Raw genomic sequence first — 22508 nt, 5'->3', positions numbered from 1 at the left:
GTGTAGCGCTAGAGAATGCACATCAAGCAGCCATCATCGGGCCGATCTGACTGGGTTAGGCTTTCCAGAAGTCGCTTTTTTGGCTTCTTGGCGTCCGCGATCTCCTGTTGCTCCGCGTTTGCCTTAATTTCACCTGATCTTGCCACTAGGTCATCCAGACGCTCGCCTTGTGACCAAGTATGCGTTCTACCTTGATCTCTGTGAAATTCTTCATATTTTCTAGCCTGTTCAAACAAAATAGGATAGCGCTCCGACAAGTTGACCCATTCCACCTTTCTTTGAAAAAAACAAAAATAACACCCTGATCGACTTCTCCACTCATAGTACTTCGGCATCCCGATTCCAGATGAATCCAGAATTTCTCTGATATCCTCTTCGTTCTTCTCATCTTCTATGAAAGGGTATCTGGCAGAAATGTTTGTCTTAGAGGACAAGTATCCCTGACGATGTGATTCGTCAGCCCGTATCGCCACGTACGTAATGGCTTCGTCGCTTCCAACATACTCCTCGAATGGCTTGATTTTTAGCTCGGAAGTGCACCATCGTGACTTGGCTGTCGGAAGAAAATTACCATTTAATTTCAAATAATGCTCAAATGAGCGACCAGTGTTAAGCCGCTTAATTGGCTTTCCAAGGTAATCTTCGAGAACGTCGACAAACTCAAGCGTTTCTGGAAGTTCCGCGCCGGTATCCGCAAAAAAATACTCCATCTCCGGAACTTTGTCGCGGAGATAAATCGCCAGCGCAGAGCTGTCTTTACCTCCTGACAAGCCAAGCAGGTGACGCACCGGCTTTTTCGGCTTGGGCTCAATCATGATTCTGTTCTCCTTTGGCCTGGTTATCGGTGAAACGCTTCAGCAGTGCGGCAACTACCGCGAACTGGGAGGAATTGTCGAGCGTCGTCAGGCCCGCGGCAATTCGCTCTGCATGAGCATCGGCGGCTTGGCGTTGCGCGGACGAGAGCCGCACCATCCGGGTGATCTCACCCTGCTCCGGGTCAACGAGCTTCACGAGGAGGGCGTTCTTAGGGGAATCTGCGTCAGGCATGGCCTGGCGCAAGAGCTCCAAATCGCGCAACTGGTTCGCGAAATCGGCAAGGCGTAGTTGTGCCTGCATACGGATTGATTCGCGCCATTTGGCAGGCGGAACGCCGCCTAACAGGGTCATGACGGATTCCAGCCAGGCCTCGTCCGTCGGGTATCCGCTATCGACCAGCCGGCGCGCGAAAGCGCCGATCGGGCTGTGCTGCGGTGAATAGCGGTCGAGTGCCCGATAGCGCTCGGCCAGTGTTTGACGCAGGCCAGCAAGCTCAATAGCTTCGGCGCCTAGCAGAGCCTGCCCGATCTCCTGCTGCCAGTTGGCCAATAAGACGGGATAGGCATCCCGCAGCTCGCGTAGTACCTGGATCAGACGTTGGATGAATCCTTCGACAATGCCCACCTCATTGGCAGCGAAGGCCTCCGGGGCGACGCCGCAGGCACGGGGCAAGGCCACAAACAGGAGTGCACCAGGACTCTTGGCCTGGCAGAAGGCACCACGCACCGCTACCGCCTGGGGGCTCAGGCCAGCACAATGTTGACTGTACTCGGGCAGGTCAGAGGCGAAACGTACCAGCGGTCGGACGATATCGAGCAAGGTGGCATCACTGCGCAGGTTACCAATCACTGAACTCAGGTAGCTGTCGAAAAGCCCGCCGCGCAGCCCGGCCAGCTCAAAGCGTTCAAGCGCAAAAAGGGCCGGCCGGCGGCAAAGGAGTTCGGCCTGGTCGATGGTCAAGGCCTCGCAGAACGCACCCTCTTGATACAAGGCTACCTCGCGTCTATGCGCCAATAGGTAGGTAACGATCAGGATGGGCAGGACGCCGAGCCGCACGCCGAAGGGTGGTTGGCGCAGCTTGGCAAAGATCTCGGGCAACCCCACTTGCCGCTCACCAGCGCGACCGAGAGTATCGGAGATCGCATTCCATACCGGACGCAATCGACACGGATCGTAGCTGGGGGGCGGGAAAAAATCCCAACGACCAGCCTCTACTCCATGCAAACCGCTCTCTTTGAGTAGCGAAAGATAGAGGCTCATCTCCGCAGGCGTCTTGTCGATGCCCAAGCCATAGCGGTCCGGAGCGGCCAGCATGGCGGCGAGCAAGCGCTTACGCCCGGTGGCGGCACTGGCGGAAGGTTGTTCACGATTGATCAGTTCGTTGCGGATTAGGGGCGCGTCTGGATAACAGGTGTCCTCTATCCAGGCAGACAACTGTGCTTGCAGGTCGCGGCGGCTGCGGATGGCGCGATGCTCGCCGCCGAAGTACCAGCTCAAGGCCTCAGGAACTTCGAGCAAAGTGTGGATGAGCTGGGTGGCCTCGGTTTCAGCATTCAGCAACCAGGCTTGGTGCTCGCGCTGGGCGACCGGATCCTGATGCAAGGCGGCGTGATGTCGCGGCAACTCCTGGAGTGCCGTCCATTCGGCTACCACCTCGCGCAAGCGCTCGGTAAAGCGGCAGACGGCAACCACCCCGAGCTTTGGCGTCTTCGATAGATCGGGCTGCTCGTCGATAGCGGCCAGGTAGAACCATAGCGGCAACTCGCCACCGGCGACGGCTTTCGGTGGCCAGCGTTCCAGGGAGGCGAAGGCTGGCATGTACGTGCGAAGGGTACCGGTCTCGATGGAAGCACGTCGGGCAACGATGGGCCGCAACGGAGTTAAGCCGTTCAAGGTGTCGGCCAGAGACAGCGCGGACTGCTCAGCGGCCGCCTGCTGTAGGGCGCCGTGGAGATCAAAGTCGCTACCCTGCCACACCCGGTACTCACGGGAGTAGTTGCGGAAGTGAACGATGGACGCGGTTTCGAGGCGCGCAAGGAGGCGTGCCGTGGCCTCTCCGAATGCCAATTCCAGGAGCGGTTGTGTCGCCTTGAGCCCACGCTGGGCGCCGATGAGGTTAAGAAGGCCGATGGTTTTAAGTAGACGCAGAGCGGGATCGTCGCCGTCGCAGACCCCCTCGAAGCGCTCTTGTGCGGTGATAACTTCTACCCAGCGATGATAGGTGAGCGGGTCCGAGAAACCGGCGGCCTGGTTCATGACGAAGTAATCGTAGAGGTCCCATGGACCGATCCACTCGCCCATGGCGAGTTGCCCGAGCCGCTGACGCAGGCCGTAGGGCTCCGAACTGGCAAGATAGGAAAATAAGGTCCGCTCGTTCTGTGCGACCTTCTGGCAAAGTACTGGCAGGATCAGCAGAGTGAGGGGGTGGAGTGGATAACAGCGATCGAAGAGGTCTTGCGCCTGATCTTGGCCCATCCCGAGCGGCAACGCGCCATCGGTAGTGAGCCGCTCAGCCGCCTTAGCGAGCCGTGCCGTCACCTCGGGCGCGAGTCGTCCATCACGAACGAAGGCGGCGCCGACAACGCGCAGCGACTGTTCGGCTGGTTCCAGGAAGGCGATGGTACTGAAGCGTCCTTGCACCTTCTGCCATTCGCCGCGAAGGCTCGTTCCAAGCCGGTTGCCATAGTGCTCGAACGCCTGGTGTAGCATGACCATCAGGTGCAAAGGCACGGGATGGGCCTCGGCTGCTTTTTCGGCCAGTAGTTGTAGCAAGTGGATTTCGCGGTGCTGCGGGTGATAGGACTCGTATTCCAGAAATTTGCCGAGTTCGTCGATCTCGATCAACAATCCCGCTCCACCGGCTGTTGCCCAGGCCTCCTGCACGAAGCCGATCAGATCGAGTACATGGTCCATGGCAACGCCAGCTCGGGCAGCGGCCCGAATCCGGGTGACGAGTGTGCTGGCCAGACCGCTACGTTCGGCGGCGCCAGCCAAGGCGAGCATCAGCTGGCGCGTCAGGGAATCTGGAATGCCGTTGATCTGGACTCTCAGGAAGCCCGAGGCGCTGCCGGTACCGGCGAAGTGCGCAGCCAACCCGGGGTCGGTGGCTCGCAGGCTTGCAGATGCAGCGTCCCGAAGCGCCGACTTCGGCGCAGAAAGCAGGGCGCCGAGAAACAGACCGAAAGCAGACTTGCCCGATCCATAAGGCCCAATCAACGCCAGGGCGCGGCTCGCCCGCTCGCTTGAGAGTCCCTCGGCAATCTGTCGCAGAGCGTCGATGGCTCGCGAGGTAGGAAGATAGCTGCGAATCAGATCGAGCGACTCACTGTCACGAGTGAGGTTGATCGAGCGGCTGAACGTAGCCCGTATGCGGATGCTTTGGCTCAATGGCAAAGATGCAGACTGGGTAGTGAGGCTCACTTGGATGCTCCCCGATAGTAGGATCTGAGGATATCCAAAGGTGCATTCATCTTGCTTCCGCGATAGATTTGGTGCATGCCGGCAGTGTCGCGTAGCTCGTAATTGTGTGGGTACAACGCCATGACCTGGGCCAGGGTTGCCATCAAACCCTCCTCGCTAAGTCGAAAGGCGGACCCGACGGCGGCCCAGTCGTCACCGCCATACAGAAGAAGTCGCACGGGGAGGGCGACCTGTTGGGGGTCTTCAGAAAAACGCTGCGCGAGTGCGAAGTGCAACGCCAACGGGGGCAGGAACGGCCGTACCTTGCGCAGACTGTGATAGCCGCGCCCCTCCTCGCTTTCGATAAGCTTCAATTGGGCCAGGGGCGAGTCGAGATGGTCTTCGCTCTGCCCCGGCGCAGGGGCATACATGCGCAGCAGGGTCGAGCAATCGGATTTCAGGGTGCTCTGTGACCGGGTGACATGGAACTCTTGCTGAACGAATTCGCTCAGGCCTTCCCGCATGTCTGGCTCACGAAATCGCGGCATGGCGAATCGGTTGAAGAACCAGAAAAAGCCGGTTGCAAGTTCGGCGTTGGAGGCAATCATCCAATGGATGACCCACAGTGTTGCTTCGTCTTCAAGATAGCGATCACCCTTTGGTCCCAACAGTGCGTTCCCGAGCGCGCTCACCTCTGCTCGACCGTCTGCGAAGTCGACGATGCGCGCGACCTGAAGCCAGTACTGGATAGCATTGACCATGTTGCGGCCAACGCCGAGCTCGACCATCGCCCGCTCCGGATCGCTGAAAATATCTGGCTGTTGCCGAACCGCGTCGCAACCCTTTGTTAACCAGGCATAGCGCAATGGAAAGGTCTCGTGGCGTCCAAACGCGGATTGTTTTCGATTCAACTTCACTAAGCTGTCAGCTCCTGCATGCGGCGTACCGCGGCGACAATCTGCTCCACAGCGGTGGAGACATCGTCGATGGAATGATTACGATCAAAGCTTAAGCGCACCGCGCCGTACAAGGTATCACCCTCTACGCCCATGGCGCGGAGCACATGGGAAGGATCCACGGTGCCTGAAGAGCATGCGGAGCCCGATGCGATGGCAAGCTCGTTGGCGAGTTGATTGACCAACGCGTCGCTACCAATACCGGCAATCGAGAAATTAACGATGTAGGGGGAGGCGTCTTGAGGTTGTCCGTGGATCTGGACAGGCAGCCGCGACCCAAGGGACTCGATGAAGTGGTGCTTGAGGTCGCTGACTCGGGCCAGATCGGCTAGGCGCCGATCCGCGGCGAGGGATAGTGCGACCGCAAGGCCGACGATCTGGTGCGTGGCAAGAGTCCCGGGCCGTAGGCCGAACTCCTGCCCACCGCCATACATCAGCGGCCGAAGTCGCAGTTGACGACGATTGCGCACCACCAAACAGCCGACACCTTTCGGGCCGTGAAATTTGTGCGCTGAAAGCGACAGAAGGTCGATGGGCGTTTGCTGCAGATCAATACGAAATTTACCGGCGGCTTGAGCCGCGTCGACGTGCAATAGGACCCCATGCTCGGCCGCTAATGCAGCAACCTCACTGATGGGTTGCATCACACCGGTCTCGTTATTTGTGTGCATCAGGGACACTAACAGGGTGTCTGGTCTCAGGACGGCGGCGATCTTCGCAGGCTCGACCCATCCACGGCTGTTGGGCATGAGGTAGGTGACCTCGAACCCTTCATGTTCCAGCGACGCACAGCAGGCGAGCACCGCTTTGTGCTCTATGTTCGAGGTAATGAGGTGCCGACCATGGTCGGAGTGGGCCAGCGCCAGACCACGCAATGCAATGTTGTTGGCCTCGGTTGCGCCCGAGGTGAAGATCACTTCGTCGGCCTCGCAGCCAAGCTCCGCGGCAATCTGCGAGCGAGCCATCTCGACAATGGAAGAAGCGGCTCGCCCTGGAATGTGGGCGGAGGAAGACGGATTGGCGAACGTCGCTGCGTTGCCCAAGTATTCGACCATCGCTGCCAATACCTCGGGGGCCATCTGCGTTGTCGCCGCGGTATCAAAATAGAGTGGCTTGGTCGTTGTTGTCATAAGAGCCCTTTCCGCTCGCCCGACAGTGTGCGTCTTATCCGGAAGATTTGCTATCTGGGACCATCGCAGAAAACGGAAAATAAAGCACGCCAAGCTTAAGTTGCCGTTTCATGACGATGCTTTGCCAACAGTCGAACCACGGTGGAAGGATGTACCCGAAACAATCTGGCGGCGTCGGCGCCGGTCTTGCGGCCTGACGTGACCAGGTCGATCACTTCCTTTTGTTGTTGAGAGGTTAGTTTCGCGCGACGGCCCCCAATCCGGCCTTGCTGCCGGGCGGCGTCGAGGCCCGTCCGGGTGCGCTCGCGCAACATGGCGCGCTCGAACTCGGCGAACGAACCGACAATCTGCATCATCATTCGTCCGGCGGGCGTGGAGGTATCAATCGCTTCGGTCAGGCTCTGGAAGTCGGCCCCTGCCCCATCAATCTTCTCGAGAGTCACGAGCAGGTCTTTGAGTGAACGCGAAAGCCGATCGAGCTTCCACACGACAACGACGTCACCCTTACGTAGATGCCCGAGCAGACGATGCAGCTCCGGGCGGTCCCAGCGGCCCCCAGACGCTTTCTCCTGAAAGACCCTTTCGCACCCGGCGGACTCAAGGGCTCCGATCTGAAGTGCGGTGTCTTGATCTTGGGTAGAAACACGGGCGTAGCCGATGCGCATGATTGCAAATTCCTGTTGCCATTCATTTCTATTTTGCAATAGGTTTTTGCAACCCGCAAGGCCTGGCGTTGGGGTCGTTGGCTTCGCGTTGCGCAAAGGAACGTTTGTGCAACAACCTGGCGCGACACGGCCCTCGCCCACCGGATGCTTTACCTTGCAGAGAACGCCTCAGCATCGCGCCCTCGCCAGCCGACAAAACGGGCACGATCGCGCATGCGACACATTCGGCTCGTAGATGTACATGGCCTGGCACCTTGCACACCGCTCCCAGCCGACGATCCGCGATCGCACATCCCTGATCGCGTACCACGCGGCATTGATGTCCAGACCAGCGCTGCCGACACGACCATGCACTTCCCACGCCGACAACAGCATCGCTGCGGTGACCGACCGGCCATCCCCCTCGTCAAGACGGTTGTAGAGGGCAACGAAACTGGAGAGCTTGGCCAGCATCATCGGGTTGGTGATGAAGGGTCGGACGGAGTCCGGCAGTTTCCCGTTGTGTGGACTTTCACCGTGGATCTGCCGCCAGCGCATGCGCAGCGGCTTTGGATGGATGTTCGTCAGGTAATGAACGATCGGCACGCGCAGGCGCAAACGGATCAGCTCATGGGCCACCCGGCTGTTTTCCAACTCATCAAGAGCAAGCAGCGCCGACATGACCGTTAGAGCAGCGTCGCTTCGGCGTAGGTGCTTTTCGCATCCCTGGGCATCTGCAGCAGCCGCTCAAGCGCCGAGTCCGTCAATCGGAAGGTGTAAAGCGACACGGGGACTGTCTCCGCCAGCTCGTCGATTTCGTCCATGTCGAGCGAGGCCACCTTCTCGATCACGGCACGGGGTAAGCCGGTCATGATCTCTGCCGCCCTTCCCTCCCGCGCCAGCTGGCGCGTGAGCAACAGGAACTGCCTGTTGATTTTGAGTACGTCGCGCTTTTCCATGATAGACAATCAAGAAGTTGCCACATGAACGCATTATATATTACACTTTAAGCATAGTACAACCACAAATCGGATGATCCATGATGATGACCGACCCCAGAACAGTCGCCAGCAACAGCCCGGTGGCAGAAATCCTTGAAGCGCTGATGAGCAAACATCGCCTGAATCAGACCGAGTTGGCCCATCGTTCGGGTGTCTCGCAGCCGGCCATCAACCGAATTCTCAGGGAGCGCTCGAAGGCCAAACATCCGCGGCAGGACACGCTCGAAAAGCTCGCCGCCGAGCTCGGGGTCACGCCGGATCAGTTGGCCGGCCGGGAGCCGATCTCCGCCCACATGTTCGCCAGGGGCGTGGTGCCAGTGTTGAGCTGGGAACAGATCTTGCCCACCGACTCATCGGGAGACGGCGGTCAGAGTGCGTGGCTGGCCTGCCCCGTCGAACACAGCGACGAGACCTTCGCCCTTCCAGTGCTCGGCGAGGCGATGAACGGAAATGACGGCTACCGCGAAGGCGAGATTCTCTTCGTCGACCCGCGCGTTCCCGCTTCGCACGGCAAGGATGTCGTGGTGCTCCACGGAGAAACCGCTCTCTTCCGGCGGCTGGTGCTCACGCCGGAAGGCCGTTTTCTCAAGACGCTCAATCCCAACTGGCCGACACCGATCATGCGTCTGCCAGACGACACCGTTGTTCGCGGCACGGTGGTCTTTTCCGGTCGGCTTCGCTGATCATTACGTTCGGCGAGCCGTCTTGTAATTAGCAATTACATTCGGCCGTTCATCGCCGGCCTGCTGCCGACAAAAAAATACCCGCCGAGGTGGCGGGTATTTTTTTGGTCAGATCAGCCCCCGCTCTGCGAAGGACATGACCGCGGTGTCGGCCACGATGAAGTGGTCGAGCACCCGGATGTCGACCAGCGCCAAGGCGTTCTTGAGCTCGCTGGTCAGCAGCTCGTCGGCGCGTGACGGCTCGGGATGCCCCGAGGGATGGTTATGCGCCAGGATGACGGCACTGGCATTCAGCCTCAGGCCGGCTTTGACCACTTCCCTGGGGTAGACCGACGTCTGGGTCACCGTCCCGCGAAAGAGCTCGCTCCCGGCGATCAGCCGGTTCTGCCCATCGAGCCACAGTGCGACGAAACTCTCGTACTCCTGCCCGCCAAGAAACAGACGCAGGTAGTCGCCAACAGCCGTCGTTGAAGACAAGCTGACAGGCGATTCCGCAAGCTCTTCCGCCAGGGCGCGCCGAAGGAGTTCCCGGGCCGCCATCAGTCGGTCAGGCACGGCATAGGGAAGAAGCGCCTGTTCCGTGCCAAGGGTAGTGGTCTGCCGGGGCGCGCGCAGCCCAAAAAGCTCGGCCAGCGAACGGGTGGCGAGCAACGCTGCCTCGTCGCCGAGCACGATCGAAAGGAGTTCGCGGTTGCTTGAATGGATCATCTGGGGTGCCTCCAATAGAAAAACGGGGCGGCACCCTCCCCTTGCGGGACGATGCACGCCCCGCGGGGTTCAAAGATTGCGGCTTAATGCGTTACGGTTGGCTGGCTAACGGGTCTGCCGGCTTCGAGAATCTTCTGGCTGGCGCTGAAGATCCGCTGTGCCGATCTTTCCGGGAGCTGACCGTTTTTGAGCCACGACTGGATATAACCTCGCGACTCGTCCCGGCCTGGCAACTCGAGGATCGAACACAGGAGAAAGGCCACGCCTTCGGCCTCGGCTTCGCGAACACTTCGTGGCGTCGACGCGGCGTCATGGCAGTCGCCTTCCAGGGTGTGCCCGAGAACGACGTGAGCCATCTCGTGAAAACGCGTCGAGTGGGGATGCTCTGCCAACTGACTGACCGCGATGCGGCGCTCAACCGCATAGCCCTCGACATTGCCGTCCAGGTAATCAAAGTGCTCCAGCGTGATGTCCAGCGCGGCCAAAGCCGCTTCGGCATCCCAATGGGGCGATTCGACAGGCTCGGCGTAGGCCTCACCTTCGGTCTGCTCCAGGCTGAACCAGCGCGGCGCGAGTTTGAAGCGCGTAAATACCTCTTCGCTGCCGCCGGGATCGCCGGAGTCGTCAGAAACCGCGTTCGTGCCGCAACGTTTGACGGTGATCGGCATCCACAGCGAGAGTGCTTTCTGTCCCTTGCAAACCGAACGACCCAGCGCCTTCCAGCGACTGAAGCTCGCGATGGGCGACAGGGGCAGGCACTTTTGACGGAGCTGGAGGGCCGCCAGAATCTGGTTGCCGATGCTGAAACGGTGAAACCGGCGGAAAGCCTGACTGACGATCCCGGGCTCGGTAAGAGCCTGTTCGAGAAGGGGTGCGAATTTGTCGTACATGGTGCCTCCAGTGAAAAACGGGAAGGCACCATCCCCGGCGGGGAGCGGTACACTCCCCGTGGGATGGAAAAACCGGCCAAGGCCGGGTAAGTCTGCTGCGTTAGCAGCGGCTGATTGATGAGCCGGCGGAAAGGGCAAATTTCCGTGCCTCGACGGCATGCGGGCCGAGAAACCTGGCGCGTGTACCGTCCGGTTGACGAACGAGGATTCGGCCGACGACGAGGATCTGTTGTCGCACACCGATGTCCCCATCGAAGCGGGTTTGCAGGTATTGCCGGTAGTCGCCCTGCCATCCGACTGGCGGAGCAAAAGGCCCGAAACCCCCTGGCCGGGTAGCGATCCGGCTGAAGTCGATGACGCCGTACATGGTCACCTCCTCGTCAGGCGGCCCGGGTGAGTGCCTTGTCGACACTGCCGAGCGTGGGAAAACCTGCTTTCCCTGCGAGATTGAACACGTCGAGCCAATCGACCCCTTTTTGGCCGTCGGGAATCGTGAGCGCTGGCGCAATCGCACCGGCTTGAATCCCCATGGCCCAGAGCCGAGTCACCAATGCCCTCGCCGCTTCCTGTCCGTGTCCGGACGGGTGCTGTCGCGACGGCCGGTCCTTGTCGGCGAAGACCAGGACCTGGCGCACTCCTGGAGGAGGAACAAAGGTTTCCAGAAGATGGGCATTTCCGGTCGCCCAGGCGGGCAGACCGGTGGCTTCGATGACGGCAAGTGCGGTTTCGATGCCCTCGGTCACCGCCAGGCGACTCCCGGGGGCGATCAGGCGAATGGCGCCGCCGGTCAGCTGTCGCGCCGAGGGATGGCGCATCAGCTTCTTGGGCGCGTCAACCGACGCCTTGTGGCCATCGACCGTCAGATAGGTGCGATGGAGAGTCACTGAATCGCCCCCCTGCCCGGTGACTTGGGCAAGGATGGCTGGATGGCGCCCCACGAGACACCGATCGGCGTAGTAACCCAGCGCGGGATGAAAGCGCAGGGTTTGGGGTGCCGTTGCCGACAGACCGCGCCGCGCCAGGTAAAGACGTGCCGGCTCGGCTTGCGGGTGCGTCAGCGGGAGGGATTCCCGCCAAGTGCGATTGAGGTGTTCGCGGCGGGTAGCATCGTCGGGCATACCGCTTGCGACTGACGGCCATTGTCTGCGGGTGCTGCTGACGGGCTGGCCGCCGACATGCTCGGCCACTTCGCGGATCGTGCGACTGAAATCCCAGTCGTTGACCCACATCAGCAAAGACAAGCCGTCGGCAAAAAAGCCGCAGGTGTTGCACACGCCGCCGCCGGTTTGATCGACGTCAGGAAAAACCCGAAAGCCATCCCGACCACCATGGACCGGACAAGGGACATGCTTCCCTCGCCGCTCCACAGCCTCTTTCAACGCCGGCGCCAGATCGGGCAGGACCCGCTCCCAGCGCCCGCGTGCGTCATCCTTGACGCTCTGTGTTTGATAAGCCTGTTTCATTGCAGGTGCCTCCATGGAATGTCCCGGTCGGGACCTTCCGAAGCACCCCATGTCGAGGTCCTGGGGAAGGCCACGGCAAGGCCGGTTGGAACGTTCCGCGCGGCATGAAGGTAGCCCTGCCGGGATACGCTTCCCCGGCGGGGTCATGATGCTGTTTGTTTTCTCGTGGCCAGCTACCACACGTCCATCCTGCGCCTTACGGTGCGGGATCGAAACTCAATGGGCTGTTCGCAGGAGGCTCACCGAACCCCTCCGAAAAGCCCCGGCACGGTGGCCGGGGAAAGTGCTGCAGGGGAGGAAACAGCTACGATGTTACGCAGGCACTACGGCCTTCGGCGGGCGAAATGCGTCCTGATCGAATCGAATTCGGCGAGCTTTAGCGGCGGCGTCGAACCGCGCAAATTTGGCGGCCATAGTTGGCGGCGGAATTTGGCGGCGACGAGCGCCGGCAGAGCGACGACAATCAGTGTCCGGTGTTTGCTGCGAAGCGGGCATTCGGAACGAGGCGTTCTACGTCTGGTCGTCGGCCGGAGCGGTCATTGGCGCCACACTGTGCGGACGGCCGGTATGGATCCTTTACCGGCCATCCGGTGGCCAAGCACGCCGAACGGCGGCTTCGATCCTTTCGCTACGCCCGGTTCCGACCCATTGCGGTCAGTCGCTGAGGCGCGTAGCCGACGTTCACGAGAAGGCAATCTATACAGGCTCAACGTCAGCCGTAAGCGGCGCATTTGTAGTGAGCGCAGCGAAGAAAAAATGCGCCCGCGTTTACGGCACTGTTAACACTTATGCGGCAGTTGCTTTCTCGATAATATCTGCGCATTTTGTTTGGTTCTTGAAAAGGCTCGCAGGATAAGAATCTGGATAGTGGGCTTCGATTGTAGCAAATACATTTTCGTACGATTCTCGAGTCTTTTTGGCGGCGTCTTCTGACTCAGTTTTATTCAAGCGCCCTGAACCTGATACCACATCGCTCGGCAGTTGCCGATAAACAATATGAGAAATGAGACGATTGCCGTGAATCGCACAAAGGCGCGTTCTGCCTTCTAGCGTGTTAGCTTTGCTATCTAATACGCCGTCGATAATTCGCAGCAAGAGCACCAGTCGCCATAGATGAGGGCCGCTAATCCCATCATGAAAAAGTGCTCGGTATGGCGCCTTCGAAATATCATCCCATAAGCGCCCGATTTCGCGTTTGGCTTGGACAGAATGACTGAAGTTTGAGTGGGCGCAAGCTAACGCGACCGTTGCTTCGACCAAATCAAATCCCTCTACATCAGGCGGAAGCGAATCTCCAGACTTGTATATATAGGCAACATTCTCAAGCAGCAACTCGTTCCGAATTCGTTCTTGATTTTCGTCTAGCGCGACGAAATCTCTTCTATCTATTCTGTTTTGTGTATTGTTGTTTTTAGTAATCTCTTTGCCAAATTCTTCCGGAGTGTCCGATAGAGAAATTATTCTAATTGGGACTTTGGCATTCGCAATATTCTCAGGTGAACGGTCGAAAGCCGCAGCGATTGAACCTACTGTCTGCGCGCCATTAACAATTTTAAAATCCTCGCATTCAAAAACCCCCATATCTCGGCCTGCACCACCGATTGGCTTGCGTGAAATATTCGAGCAAAGAGCGGTTATACCGTTATTGAAATACCAGAACTTTTCGGGTGAGTTTATTACTGCATCAGTAATCCCATCATTGATTTCAGTACTGCCGAGGTACACACGTATATTTGGAGAAAAAATCTGCGGAAAGTGGTCATGCCACCAAGCGGCTACTTCACTTGCAGAAACCTGTCCGTAGTACGCCAAGTACGGTTCACGAACCTGGCCCCATGAATGCAGTGCGAGCTCTAAATCAATCGGTTGAGCTTCGGCGCCACGCGCTACTGCACTATAAATATTGCTTTGTCTGAGTGTTTTAAATATCAATATTTCTGTTGTATCGTTAATTTCAGCAGCGAGATCGTTGGATATGGCCTCTACCTCAGCACTAAGCGGATGTGTCCCAGTATAGGTTACAATCATTACTAATCGAGTTTTTGCATCATTGAGCGCTTGATCAATCTCCGCCTTTATCCCTTGTACTTTGTTATTAAATCGTTTATACCTTGCGTTTATAAGATCTTTGAAGCCTTGCAAAAATTTCTGCATATCTCCGACACTAATGGAACCTGATCCATCTTGGCTCCATTTGGATTGAACTAGATACAATACGCGATCCGATCGATTGAAATAGACCGCATCAAGCCCATTGTCGCCATAGCCATCTGTGACGTGTTGCGCAGATATTTCAAATGAAACCTCTGCCTGTGTTTTTAACGCATACGCTGCTAAGGCACGTGTTCGAAACACTTGATCTTGTTCTTCCACGCTTTTCTGAGACACATCAGATAGATCAATGTGTGCTCGGTAGTTTCCTTCGAGATGTGCATTGATTTGTCTTAAGTGGACGATACTCATGACGTCAATTTCCTTATTTTTCTAACGTCCTAGCTCAGGGGCGCTGCGCAGGGCCTAGGCACTCGAATGGCATAGTCTGACGAGACCCATGATCTTCGCCCGGAGGTCGTCATCCCAAGCGGCTGCCTTGCGCTTTAGGCGCAAGCTGGTTTTCTTCTGGTCGGTGGTATCCAGCCGAATCAGATTGAGAACGATCTTCTTCAAGAGGGAAAGATTCTGTGGGGCGTTGTCTTTACGTACTGTGCTGGCATCCTCACCGAAGCTGACGTCGAGCACCCAGTGAAGTCGATTTTCGATGGCCCAATGGCCGCGCACGGCGACGGCAAGTTGTTCGGCGGTCAATTCGCGAGAGCTGATGTAATAGCGCCGCTCGAAGTTCGACTCTTGATCGCCGACCTTGCGCAAGGAGTCGACCAGACCGATCGTCTTGCACTTGGGCCAATCGGCCAGGTCAACGGTCCCTTCTGCGGGCAGGACCGAGGCGATTTGGCCGACGACCCGACCACGGGACTTATGGATTTGGCGGTGGCGGTCGACGGCTTCCGATTGGTATTGGTCAATGAAATCAGTCTCGATCGCTTCCAGCAGCGCCGGTTGGTTGCCTTTGACCGCAAGCAGGTAGTCACCGCCTTGGTCGGTGATCTGACGGGCGATGTTCTTCTGGCACCCCATGGCGTCAATGGTGATCAGCAAGTCCTTGATATCCAGGGCCTGGAGCAGTTCCGGGATGGCCGTGATCTCGTTACTCTTGGCGGCGACCTTTTCCTGGCCAAGAACGACGCCCAATGCTGTGGCGAAGGCACTGACCATGTGAATGGCCGTCTCACCGCCGCTGCCCGATCCACGCACGGTCTTTCCATCGACCGCGATGCCGCCATTGAGGGCACCGACCACCTCAGCGACCCAGCGGCGAAACGCCACCTCGAATTGCTTCGGGTCCAGCGCTTGGAAGATCCTCAGAAACGTCTTCTTGGAGGGCACGCCGTTCTTGAGTCGCAGAAAGTCACGCAGCCAATCCTCCTTCTCGGACGCCCAATAGGCGATGTCTTCGACGGTGTCACAATCTGAGAGCACAGCGGCCATGGCAATCACCAGAATCTCCACAAAATCATGCAGCGTTCCATTGCTGGGTTTGCGCGGATCGTCTACTTCCCTCAAGCAGCGCATCAGGCTGGCTCCATTCGTCACACTCATTTCGGTCGTCCAAAAGACGAGAGTAGACCTGATTCCAGAGGGGTTTACAAGCCCTTGTCATAAGTCCATGAATGTTAACGATTTTTCGCTTCGCCGGTCCAGCAAGAAACGCCATGCCATTCGAGTGCCTAGGCCCTGGGGCGCTGCGCGGCTTTATCGCGCAGCGTCCCTTGGAGCGCAGTGTTAGCCAAATTGTCGCCGTCTCGCTAGCGCCGACTTCGAAATTACGATCTAGGCTCATCTTGTCACTCTGTTTGCTGGCAGGATGCCTTTGGCCCGTAACGAATCCAGGGCGATCTGCTTGCGCAGTGGCAGGTCAGCGGCGTTACGTGTGTCGAGATTCAGTGCGAACAGCCAAGCGTCCTCAGCTACCTCCACATACCCAACATACCAGCCGACGCCGGGTGTGCTACGGGTCGCCCAGCCGGTTTTGGCGTACAAACGGTAGTGCGGAGTTGTTTCAGCGAGCATGATTGTTTTAAGTGTGTCGTAGCTGCTCGTTTGGTACGGCAGGCTGCGCTTGACCACCTGTTTAAGAAAGGCTACCTGCTGTTCGGCGCTGATGGTCAGCGAGCCGTCCAGCCAGAACTCCGTGCCATTAAATGGTTGGCGCAACTGCCCGTAGTGCGCCTGATGGAGATACGCGGGATATTTCACAGCACCGACTCGCCGTGCCAACTCTTGGTAGCACCATACGCAACTGACCTTGAAGGCGCTTTCCAGAGTTTGGTCGTGATTCCAATCGGTGATCTCGAATTGAGTGCCATTCCACGGAATGATTGCACCTGCTGCAGCTATCACGTCTTCGTCAAGAGCGATCAGGGTATTGAGCACCTTAAATGTAGAGGCAGGGGTGAAAGCGTGCTTCGAACGGGCGTTGTTGTGAACAAAGCGCTGGCCAGTGTTGGCTGATTCGATCAACACAGTTCCGTCGATACCAGCTTTGCTGAACAGTTGAGCGATAGCCACTTCTTCTGCGTAAGCAAAGAGCGAAAAGCAGAGAAGAAAAATCGATATGAGTAGAGTTGGCATTGCGGATAGTCTTGGAGATATGGCTAACGTGAAGTAGACGTCAATTTTGCAGGGTTTCTCTCCTGCTTGAGATCTATGTTGGCAAGTGGCATCTCGCTCAACGTCCTTGTCATCTGGCTTTTCGTTGATATACTGTTGTTATGTACAGCACTAAATATCCGGTCAAACCCTGCAAGCCTGTCGAAAGGCCACCACTTACATCGGTGCGCTTGCTTGATCAGGTGCGTGAGCGTATCCGGTACAGGCATTACAGCATACGTACCGAGGAAGCCTATGTCTATTGGGTACGTGGATTCATACGGTTTCATCAGTTGAAGCATCCCAAGGAAATGGGCTCCGCCGAGGTTACTGCCTTCTTGTCGTGGCTGGCGGCAGAGCGCGGCGTGGCGCCGTCTACGCACAAGCAGGCGTTGTCGGCACTGTTGTTTCTGTATCGCGAGGTGCTGGAAATTGATCTGCCGTGGATGAACGACATTTTGCGTCCAAAGGATCGTGTCCGAGTGCCAACGGTGCTTTCGGTAGGCGAGGTAGCTGGCCTGTTTGCGGCGCTGGAGGGGCCGATGGCGCTGCTTGGGAGATTGCTCTATGGCACGGGTCTGCGTTTGATGGAGGCACTTCGCCTGCGGGTCAAGGATGTTGATTTCGAGCGCAGGGAAATTGTCGTGCGCGCCGGCAAGGGAGGCAAGGACCGGCGGGTGATGTTGCCCGAGTCGCTGGCTGCGCCGCTTAAGGCACAGTTGGCGCATGCCCGTTTGATCTGGTCGCAAGACCGTGAGCAGCGCTTGCCGGGCGTGTTCATGCCGGATGCGCTGGATCGGAAGTATCCAAACGGCGGGACGCAATGGGCGTGGTTTTGGGTGTGGCCGGCCCCTGATCTGTCGATTGATCCGCGTAGCGGCATCCGTCGTCGCCACCATCTTTACGAACAACGCCTGCAACGCGCTATCAAGCAGGCGGTATTGCTGGCTGGATTAAGCAAACAGGTGTCGGTGCATACTTTGCGCCATTCATTCGCCACACACCTGCTGGAAAGCGGTTACGACATTCGAACAGTGCAGGAGTTGCTCGGTCACAGTGACGTGAGCACGACGATGATTTACACCCACGTGCTGAATCGAGGCGGGCGCGGTGTGATGAGTCCGGTAGATCGAATGGCAACGGGTTCGCTTGTCGGCTGAGTGTTTGCGTTGATTGGCGCAAGCCAGAATCAAATTTGCCAAGCTGTCGGTAAGCGAATGGCCGCTTTCCGAACGCAACTTCGACCCAATCCTCTCAACTTAGCATAAATGCATAGTTCCGACCGCGGCTTGAATGCTGCCCATTTTCATTGGATAATTGCGCTGTAACATATTGTTTATAAAGGGTAATTGTATGACGCCCTTCATATGCTAAAGTAATTAACGGGCTTGCCAACTATCTGTTTTCACAGGAATTATTGGAAAACGCCCGTCTCAAGCCGAAGTATTTCACCCGCAACCGCACGCTCAGCTTCCCAACCGTCCTGACCTTTTTGCTGTCGGGCGTACAGGGTGCGGTCCAAGGCGAACTGGACCAGTTCTTTGCCAACCTGAGAAATCGTGCGGACTCGGTCCGCTTGGTGAGCGCCCAGGCTTTCTGCAAGGCGCGCTACAAGATCGGTGCTTTGGTGTTCGGTGACGTCAATCGGAAGTTGATGGAACTGGTCGAAGCGCATCTGCCGGTGCCGCGATGGCAGGGTCTGCGGATAGTGGCGAGCGACACCGCGGCGGTCCGGCTGACGACGATGAAAGACGGGGTACGTTCGATCGTCACGGGTGCGGCGTTTGGCCTGTACTTGCCAGGAATTGAGATGTTCCTTCACTTCGCGTTGCAGCATGGCGCGTGTGACGAGCGCCAGATGCTCTTCGAGGTGATCGAGCGGCTGCAGGTCGACGACCTGCTGGTCCTGGACCGTGGCTTTCCTTGCCGCTGGCTGGCGGCAGCACTGACCGCACGCGGGATTCCTTTCTGTATTCGCTGTGACATGTCCCGTGGATTCAAGGTGGTACGTGAGTTCATGCGCTCGGGGCAGAGCGAGCAGTTGGTGATCCTGCGTGCGCCGAGCGCGCGCGATGCGCAGGACTACGAGTGCCCGGCGACGCCGACAACGGTTCGCCTGGTGCGGGTGATCACGCCGAACGGGCGGCAACATGTGGTGATGACTTCGCTGCTCGACGCCGTCGCGTTCCCGGCGGCCGTCTTCGGTGCTTTGTACCACGGCCGTTGGCGGATCGAAGAAGCATTTCGCCGGCTCAAGCATCGCTTGGGACTCGAACATACCTCCGGCTTGTCCTGGCAAGCGGCCAATCAGGACTTCGGTGCCAAGGCCGTCTTCGACAACCTCAATGCCCTGGCTGCCTACGTCGCCACCGACGCGCATCTGGACCCCGATTCGCCATGGAAGATCAACCGTACCTTGGCGATCGACAAGATCAAGCGCCAGATCGGCCGATGGTTGCTCGCCGCCGGTGCGACGACGCGGCGATTGAAGCCCCTCATTCACGAGATCGCCGCCAACCTCCAGAAGTTTGTCGCCGGCCGCTCCAAACCTCGACCGCCGCAGCGAAAACCGCATCGGTATCACGCCTACAAGCCGGTATGACGAAATGCTAAGTTGAGAGGATTGGTCAGCCAACCCCGAGGGACGTCGCAGAGAGTGAGCCAGCGCTGCGCTTCGAGCGCACTTATTGGCGCCGCTGATGCACGCGCAACGCTAAAAGTGTCGGTTTTTTTTACACTTGGTGCGCTTTCGACCAAGCGGTTGTTTCTAAGTACCTGTTTCTATATGTGAATGTTTTTCGGGTGCAAATATTGCTTCTTTTTAGATCGCTTAGTTCGCTTGCCGATGCGTCGCCTCGCTAGCTATGGGCGACAATAGGTGATATCCGACCGACTTACTCCAGTGCCGGAGCGGGTGCGCTTCTGGCTCCAAGTTTGGTGGGTCGTACGTACAGGCGCGCTTTGAGGACGCTACTGCGTATTCCACACCAAACTGGACACCGATTCCAGACGAAACTGGACAGTGATTCCACGGCAAACTGGACACCGATTCCAGAGCAAACTGGACAGTCATTTGTAATATCGTAGCGCGCGGGATAACCGTGGCACCCTCGGGAGATTTGCCGAGGCCCACATGGCGAATAGCAGGCTATCCATGCGCAAGATTCTTGATGTTTTACGGCTGTCCCTTGAAGGCGGTCGCAGCCACCGCGAGATCGCCCGGGCGATCCACGCCTCACCGACGACCGTCGGCGATGTCCTCCGCCGCGCGAAGCTCTACGGCGTCACCTGGCCGCTGCCGGCGGGAATGAGCGAGCCGGAGCTGGAGGCGCAGCTGTACCCGCCGGCGGCACCGTCGAACCAGACCCGCCCCGAACCCGATTGGCCGGTCGTGCACCGCGAACTGCGGCGCAAGGGCGTCACCCTCGACCTCCTCTGGCAGGAATACAAAACCGAACAACCGGCCGGCTACCGCTACAGCGGCTTCTGCGCCCTTTATCGGCAGTGGGTCGGGCGGCTCTCGCTCAGCCTGCGCCAGACGCATACCCCGGGCGAGAAACTGTTCGTCGACTACGCCGGCCAGACGGTGCCGATCACCGACCCGATGAGCGGCGAAATCCGGCTGGCGGCGATCTTCGTCGCCGTCCTCGGTGCCTCCAACTACACCTACGGCGAAGCCACCTGGAGCCAGAGCCTGCCCGACTGGATCGGCAGCCATGTGCGCACCTTCGAACACCTCGGCGGCGTCACCGCCCTGGTGGTGCCCGACAACCTCAAGAGCGGCGTCACCAGCGCCTGCTACTACGAGCCCGAACTCAACCCGACCTACCGCGACCTGGCCACCCATTACGGCACCGCGGTTCTCCCCGCCCGGCCGCGTCGCCCGAAAGACAAGGCCAAGGCCGAGGCCGGGGTGCTTCTGGTCGAGCGCTGGGTCCTGGCGCGTCTGCGCCACCAGCGTTTCTTCAGCCTCACTGAGCTCAACCGCAGCATCGCCGAACTGATGACCCGGCTTAATAACCGGCCGTTCAAGAAGTTGCCCGGCTGCCGCCAATCGGCTTTCGCCGAACTCGATCGGCCCGCTTTGCTGCCCTTGCCGGTGACGCGGTACGAGTTCGCCGAATGGAAAGTCGTCAGGGTCGGCATCGATTACCACGTCGAGCTCGTCGGCCACTACTACTCGGTGCCCTACCGCTTCGCCCGCGAGCAAGTCGATAGCCGGCTGACGGCGAGCACCGTCGAACTCTTCCATCGCGGCACGCGCATTGCCAGTCATGTCCGCAACGACGCCCGCGGCCGGCACACCACCGTCGATGCGCACATGGCACCGGCGCATCGGGCGGTACAGGGCTGGAATGCCCCGCGCCTACTCGACTGGGCCGGGCGTATCGGGCCGCATGCCCAGGGCGTCGTGCAGAGCGTTCTGCATCAGCGCCGCCATCCGCAACAGGCCTACCGGGCCTGCCTGGGCATCCTGCGCCTGGGCAAGACCTACGGGGACGAGCGCCTGGAAGCGGCCTGCGAGCGGGCCATAGCCATCGGCGCGACGTCCTACAGCAGCCTGAAATCGATCTTGAAGAACGGCCTCGACAAGCAGCGTGTGAGCGCCCCGGCCCAAACCCATTTGCCCTCGGAGCACGCCAATGTGCGTGGCCCCGGTTACTACCACTGAAGGAGCTTTGCCATGCTGAATCATCCGACCGTCGAGAGACTCCACCAACTGCGCCTTCCGGGCATGGCCCGGGCCTTGGCCAGCCAGGCGCAAAGCCCCGAGATCGGCCAGTTGTCGTTCGAGGAGCGCCTCGGGCTGCTGGTCGACTGTGAGGCCGCCGAACGCGAGTCACGACAGAATGCGGCGCGTCTGAAACGCGCCGGGTTGAAACAGGCGGCGACGCCAGAAGATGTCAATTTCCGGCATCCGCGCCAACTCGACCGGGGGCTGTTCGCCCGCTTGATGACCGGGCGCTGGGTTAACGACCACCAGAACGTGCTGATCTGCGGGCCGACGGGGATCGGCAAGACGTATCTGGCCTGTGCTCTGGCCAACCAGGCGTGTCGGCAGGGGCATTCGGTCCTCTATGTGCGTTTGACGCGTCTCTTGCCGGCGCTGGCGATCGGCCGCGGCGATGGCAGTTATCTGAAGTCGCTGGCGCAGTTGGCCAAGACCGAGGTCCTGGTGATCGACGAATGGGGGCTGGCAACGCTCTCCGACGAGAGCCGCCGGGACCTCCTGGAGATCTTCGATGACCGCCACGGCAGCCGTTCGACGATCATCACCAGCCAGCTGCAGGTCGAGCATTGGCATGCGTCGATTGGCGATCCGACGCTGGCCGACGCGATCATGGACAGGCTGGTCCATCAGGCGCATACGCTGGACCTCGATGGAGAGTCGCTGCGCAAGCCGGAGACGCCGGTATGAACGCCTCCAGCAAGCTCGACAAGTTACCCACCGCCGCCCGCCAGCCCGCCTGCTATAGAGGGAGCGCAGCCTGGCGGGCGGCCGTGGATAACTCTGCGCGGTGTCACTCGTTGCGCCCAAAGCGCGACACCGCCTGCGCTCTTGATCGCTGCGCGGCGGGCGCCGCAAGCACTCCATCAAAACCGTTACTGCGTAACGCTCCACAGGACCATCAACATGGCAAAAAGTAATGCTCAACGGCAATCGGACTATCGCGTTCGTCACTTGAAAGATGTGGACGGCCAGGCCGAGCGGCTGAATCTGCTGGTCAACCTTCACGCCAAGCGTGCCTTGGAGCGCCTGGCGGCGTGTTACGCCGTAACGCAACGCGAGCTCCTTGAGCGCCTACTTCGGGAGGCGGACCACGCCGCTTTGAAGCGCGCGGCGCGGGTTCCGAATGGAGAGACTGACTACTACGAAAAGCGCCTTCGATTGGCCAAAAAATCCGTTACGCAGTAACGCCCAGCGGTTGCCTTTGCATGCCAAAAACTTGACCACAGGACGAGGCTCAGAGTAAAACCTTTCAACCCCGCGTCGCTACGCTCCGACTGTCCAGATTCACGTGGAATGGGTGTCCAGTTTGCCGTGGAATCGGTGTCCAGATTGCGTGGAATACACACAAGCTGCGGCGACAACGATTTCTCTAGACTTCT

The 22508-nt window shown here is 58.8% G+C and carries 20 protein-coding genes; 6 read left to right on the top strand and 14 right to left on the bottom strand.

What is annotated here, in order from left to right; all coding sequences use genetic code 11:
* Positions 1-8: 8 nt before the first annotated feature.
* The 7 genes from QZ648_RS11445 to QZ648_RS11415 all read right to left on the bottom strand — a co-directional run bounded on the left by QZ648_RS11445 (position 9) and on the right by QZ648_RS11415 (position 7904).
* Positions 9-815, bottom strand: a complete 807-nt coding sequence (locus QZ648_RS11445) for a phosphoadenosine phosphosulfate reductase family protein (RefSeq protein ID WP_291997099.1) — start codon at positions 813-815, stop codon at positions 9-11.
* Positions 808-3660: a hypothetical protein gene (locus QZ648_RS11440; protein WP_291997098.1), complete on the bottom strand. Its 2853-nt coding sequence runs from the start codon at positions 3658-3660 to the stop codon at positions 808-810. Before QZ648_RS11440 ends, QZ648_RS11445 begins: the two co-directional genes overlap by 8 nt.
* 572 nt (positions 3661-4232) lie before the next feature.
* On the bottom strand, positions 4233-5132 hold the full coding sequence (locus tag QZ648_RS11435) for a DUF4007 family protein (RefSeq protein ID WP_291997097.1): 900 nt from the start codon (positions 5130-5132) through the stop codon (positions 4233-4235).
* Positions 5132-6301, bottom strand: coding sequence for a cysteine desulfurase family protein (locus QZ648_RS11430; protein WP_291997096.1), 1170 nt, complete (start codon positions 6299-6301; stop codon positions 5132-5134). The genes QZ648_RS11435 and QZ648_RS11430 overlap by 1 nt, the downstream gene beginning before the upstream one ends.
* Positions 6302-6396: 95 nt before the next feature.
* Positions 6397-6966, bottom strand: coding sequence for a recombinase family protein (locus tag QZ648_RS11425; RefSeq protein ID WP_291997095.1), 570 nt, complete (start codon positions 6964-6966; stop codon positions 6397-6399).
* A 168-nt stretch (positions 6967-7134) separates the two neighbouring features.
* Entirely contained in the window at positions 7135-7626 is a 492-nt protein-coding gene (locus QZ648_RS11420; protein WP_169068419.1) for a FlhC family transcriptional regulator, read from the bottom strand.
* 5 nt (positions 7627-7631) lie between these two features.
* The gene (locus QZ648_RS11415) at positions 7632-7904 is read right to left on the bottom strand and encodes a hypothetical protein (RefSeq protein ID WP_043569162.1); all 273 of its coding nucleotides are present in this window, start codon (positions 7902-7904) and stop codon (positions 7632-7634) included.
* 80 nt (positions 7905-7984) lie between these two features.
* Between QZ648_RS11415 and QZ648_RS11410 the strand changes: the two genes are divergently transcribed.
* Positions 7985-8629, top strand: a complete 645-nt coding sequence (locus tag QZ648_RS11410; protein ID WP_291997094.1) for an XRE family transcriptional regulator — start codon at positions 7985-7987, stop codon at positions 8627-8629.
* A 108-nt stretch (positions 8630-8737) separates the two neighbouring features.
* On the opposite strand, the gene radC is transcribed toward QZ648_RS11410, so the two are convergent.
* The 7 genes from radC to blaOXA all read right to left on the bottom strand — a co-directional run bounded on the left by radC (position 8738) and on the right by blaOXA (position 16379).
* Positions 8738-9337 (bottom strand): DNA repair protein RadC, encoded by a 600-nt coding sequence (gene radC / locus QZ648_RS11405; protein WP_291997093.1) that lies wholly within the window; start codon positions 9335-9337, stop codon positions 8738-8740.
* A gap of 83 nt (positions 9338-9420) precedes the next feature.
* Positions 9421-10227, bottom strand: a complete 807-nt coding sequence (locus QZ648_RS11400) for a DUF1738 domain-containing protein (RefSeq protein ID WP_291997092.1) — start codon at positions 10225-10227, stop codon at positions 9421-9423.
* 100 nt (positions 10228-10327) lie between these two features.
* Entirely contained in the window at positions 10328-10594 is a 267-nt protein-coding gene (locus tag QZ648_RS11395) for a hypothetical protein (RefSeq protein WP_169068256.1), read from the bottom strand.
* Positions 10595-10607: 13 nt separating this feature from the next.
* Positions 10608-11690 carry a primase-helicase zinc-binding domain-containing protein gene (locus tag QZ648_RS11390; protein ID WP_291997091.1) on the bottom strand — a complete coding sequence of 361 codons (1083 nt, stop codon included), beginning with the start codon at positions 11688-11690 and terminating at the stop codon, positions 10608-10610.
* Positions 11691-12476: 786 nt separating this feature from the next.
* Positions 12477-14153 (bottom strand): AIPR family protein, encoded by a 1677-nt coding sequence (locus QZ648_RS11385; RefSeq protein ID WP_291997090.1) that lies wholly within the window; start codon positions 14151-14153, stop codon positions 12477-12479.
* 54 nt (positions 14154-14207) lie between these two features.
* Positions 14208-15320, bottom strand: a complete 1113-nt coding sequence (locus QZ648_RS11380) for an ISAs1 family transposase (RefSeq protein WP_291997237.1) — start codon at positions 15318-15320, stop codon at positions 14208-14210.
* A 264-nt stretch (positions 15321-15584) separates the two neighbouring features.
* Complete coding sequence (blaOXA, locus tag QZ648_RS11375) at positions 15585-16379, bottom strand: class D beta-lactamase (RefSeq protein ID WP_291997089.1); 795 nt, start codon at positions 16377-16379, stop codon at positions 15585-15587.
* A 140-nt stretch (positions 16380-16519) separates the two neighbouring features.
* Between blaOXA and QZ648_RS11370 the strand changes: the two genes are divergently transcribed.
* From QZ648_RS11370 to QZ648_RS11350, 5 genes are all read left to right on the top strand, one after another.
* Entirely contained in the window at positions 16520-17557 is a 1038-nt protein-coding gene (locus tag QZ648_RS11370) for an integron integrase (protein ID WP_291997088.1), read from the top strand.
* A 218-nt stretch (positions 17558-17775) separates the two neighbouring features.
* Positions 17776-18999, top strand: a complete 1224-nt coding sequence (locus tag QZ648_RS11365; protein ID WP_366144128.1) for an IS4 family transposase — start codon at positions 17776-17778, stop codon at positions 18997-18999.
* A gap of 531 nt (positions 19000-19530) precedes the next feature.
* Positions 19531-21069: an IS21 family transposase gene (istA, locus tag QZ648_RS11360; protein WP_291997087.1), complete on the top strand. Its 1539-nt coding sequence runs from the start codon at positions 19531-19533 to the stop codon at positions 21067-21069.
* 12 nt (positions 21070-21081) lie between these two features.
* On the top strand, positions 21082-21816 hold the full coding sequence (istB, locus tag QZ648_RS11355; RefSeq protein ID WP_291997086.1) for an IS21-like element helper ATPase IstB: 735 nt from the start codon (positions 21082-21084) through the stop codon (positions 21814-21816).
* 216 nt (positions 21817-22032) lie between these two features.
* Complete coding sequence (locus QZ648_RS11350; RefSeq protein ID WP_291997085.1) at positions 22033-22314, top strand: hypothetical protein; 282 nt, start codon at positions 22033-22035, stop codon at positions 22312-22314.
* The last annotated feature ends 194 nt before the right edge of the window (positions 22315-22508 follow it).

Source organism: Candidatus Accumulibacter sp. ACC012 (assembly GCF_907163155.1).
Lineage (GTDB): Bacteria > Pseudomonadota > Gammaproteobacteria > Burkholderiales > Rhodocyclaceae > Accumulibacter > Accumulibacter delftensis.
The sequence above is the reverse complement of the archived record's forward strand: the minus strand, read 5'-3'. Positions and strand labels throughout refer to the sequence as shown.

Excerpts from the sequence above, each read along its gene's own strand:
- QZ648_RS11400 (WP_291997092.1), bottom strand. The coding sequence starts at position 10,227 with ATGTACGACAAATTCGCACCCCTTCTCGAACAGGCTCTTACCGAGCCC.
- QZ648_RS11370 (WP_291997088.1), top strand. The coding sequence starts at position 16,520 with ATGTACAGCACTAAATATCCGGTCAAACCCTGCAAGCCTGTCGAAAGG.
- QZ648_RS11350 (WP_291997085.1), top strand. The coding sequence starts at position 22,033 with ATGGCAAAAAGTAATGCTCAACGGCAATCGGACTATCGCGTTCGTCAC.
- QZ648_RS11410 (WP_291997094.1), top strand. The coding sequence starts at position 7,985 with ATGATGATGACCGACCCCAGAACAGTCGCCAGCAACAGCCCGGTGGCA.
- QZ648_RS11420 (WP_169068419.1), bottom strand. The coding sequence starts at position 7,626 with ATGTCGGCGCTGCTTGCTCTTGATGAGTTGGAAAACAGCCGGGTGGCC.
- QZ648_RS11425 (WP_291997095.1), bottom strand. The coding sequence starts at position 6,966 with ATGCGCATCGGCTACGCCCGTGTTTCTACCCAAGATCAAGACACCGCA.
- QZ648_RS11380 (WP_291997237.1), bottom strand. The coding sequence starts at position 15,320 with ATGCGCTGCTTGAGGGAAGTAGACGATCCGCGCAAACCCAGCAATGGA.
- QZ648_RS11385 (WP_291997090.1), bottom strand. The coding sequence starts at position 14,153 with ATGAGTATCGTCCACTTAAGACAAATCAATGCACATCTCGAAGGAAAC.
- QZ648_RS11445 (WP_291997099.1), bottom strand. The coding sequence starts at position 815 with ATGATTGAGCCCAAGCCGAAAAAGCCGGTGCGTCACCTGCTTGGCTTG.
- radC (WP_291997093.1), bottom strand. The coding sequence starts at position 9,337 with ATGATCCATTCAAGCAACCGCGAACTCCTTTCGATCGTGCTCGGCGAC.
- QZ648_RS11415 (WP_043569162.1), bottom strand. The coding sequence starts at position 7,904 with ATGGAAAAGCGCGACGTACTCAAAATCAACAGGCAGTTCCTGTTGCTC.
- QZ648_RS11395 (WP_169068256.1), bottom strand. The coding sequence starts at position 10,594 with ATGTACGGCGTCATCGACTTCAGCCGGATCGCTACCCGGCCAGGGGGT.
- istB (WP_291997086.1), top strand. The coding sequence starts at position 21,082 with ATGCTGAATCATCCGACCGTCGAGAGACTCCACCAACTGCGCCTTCCG.
- istA (WP_291997087.1), top strand. The coding sequence starts at position 19,531 with ATGGCGAATAGCAGGCTATCCATGCGCAAGATTCTTGATGTTTTACGG.
- QZ648_RS11390 (WP_291997091.1), bottom strand. The coding sequence starts at position 11,690 with ATGAAACAGGCTTATCAAACACAGAGCGTCAAGGATGACGCACGCGGG.
- blaOXA (WP_291997089.1), bottom strand. The coding sequence starts at position 16,379 with ATGCCAACTCTACTCATATCGATTTTTCTTCTCTGCTTTTCGCTCTTT.
- QZ648_RS11430 (WP_291997096.1), bottom strand. The coding sequence starts at position 6,301 with ATGACAACAACGACCAAGCCACTCTATTTTGATACCGCGGCGACAACG.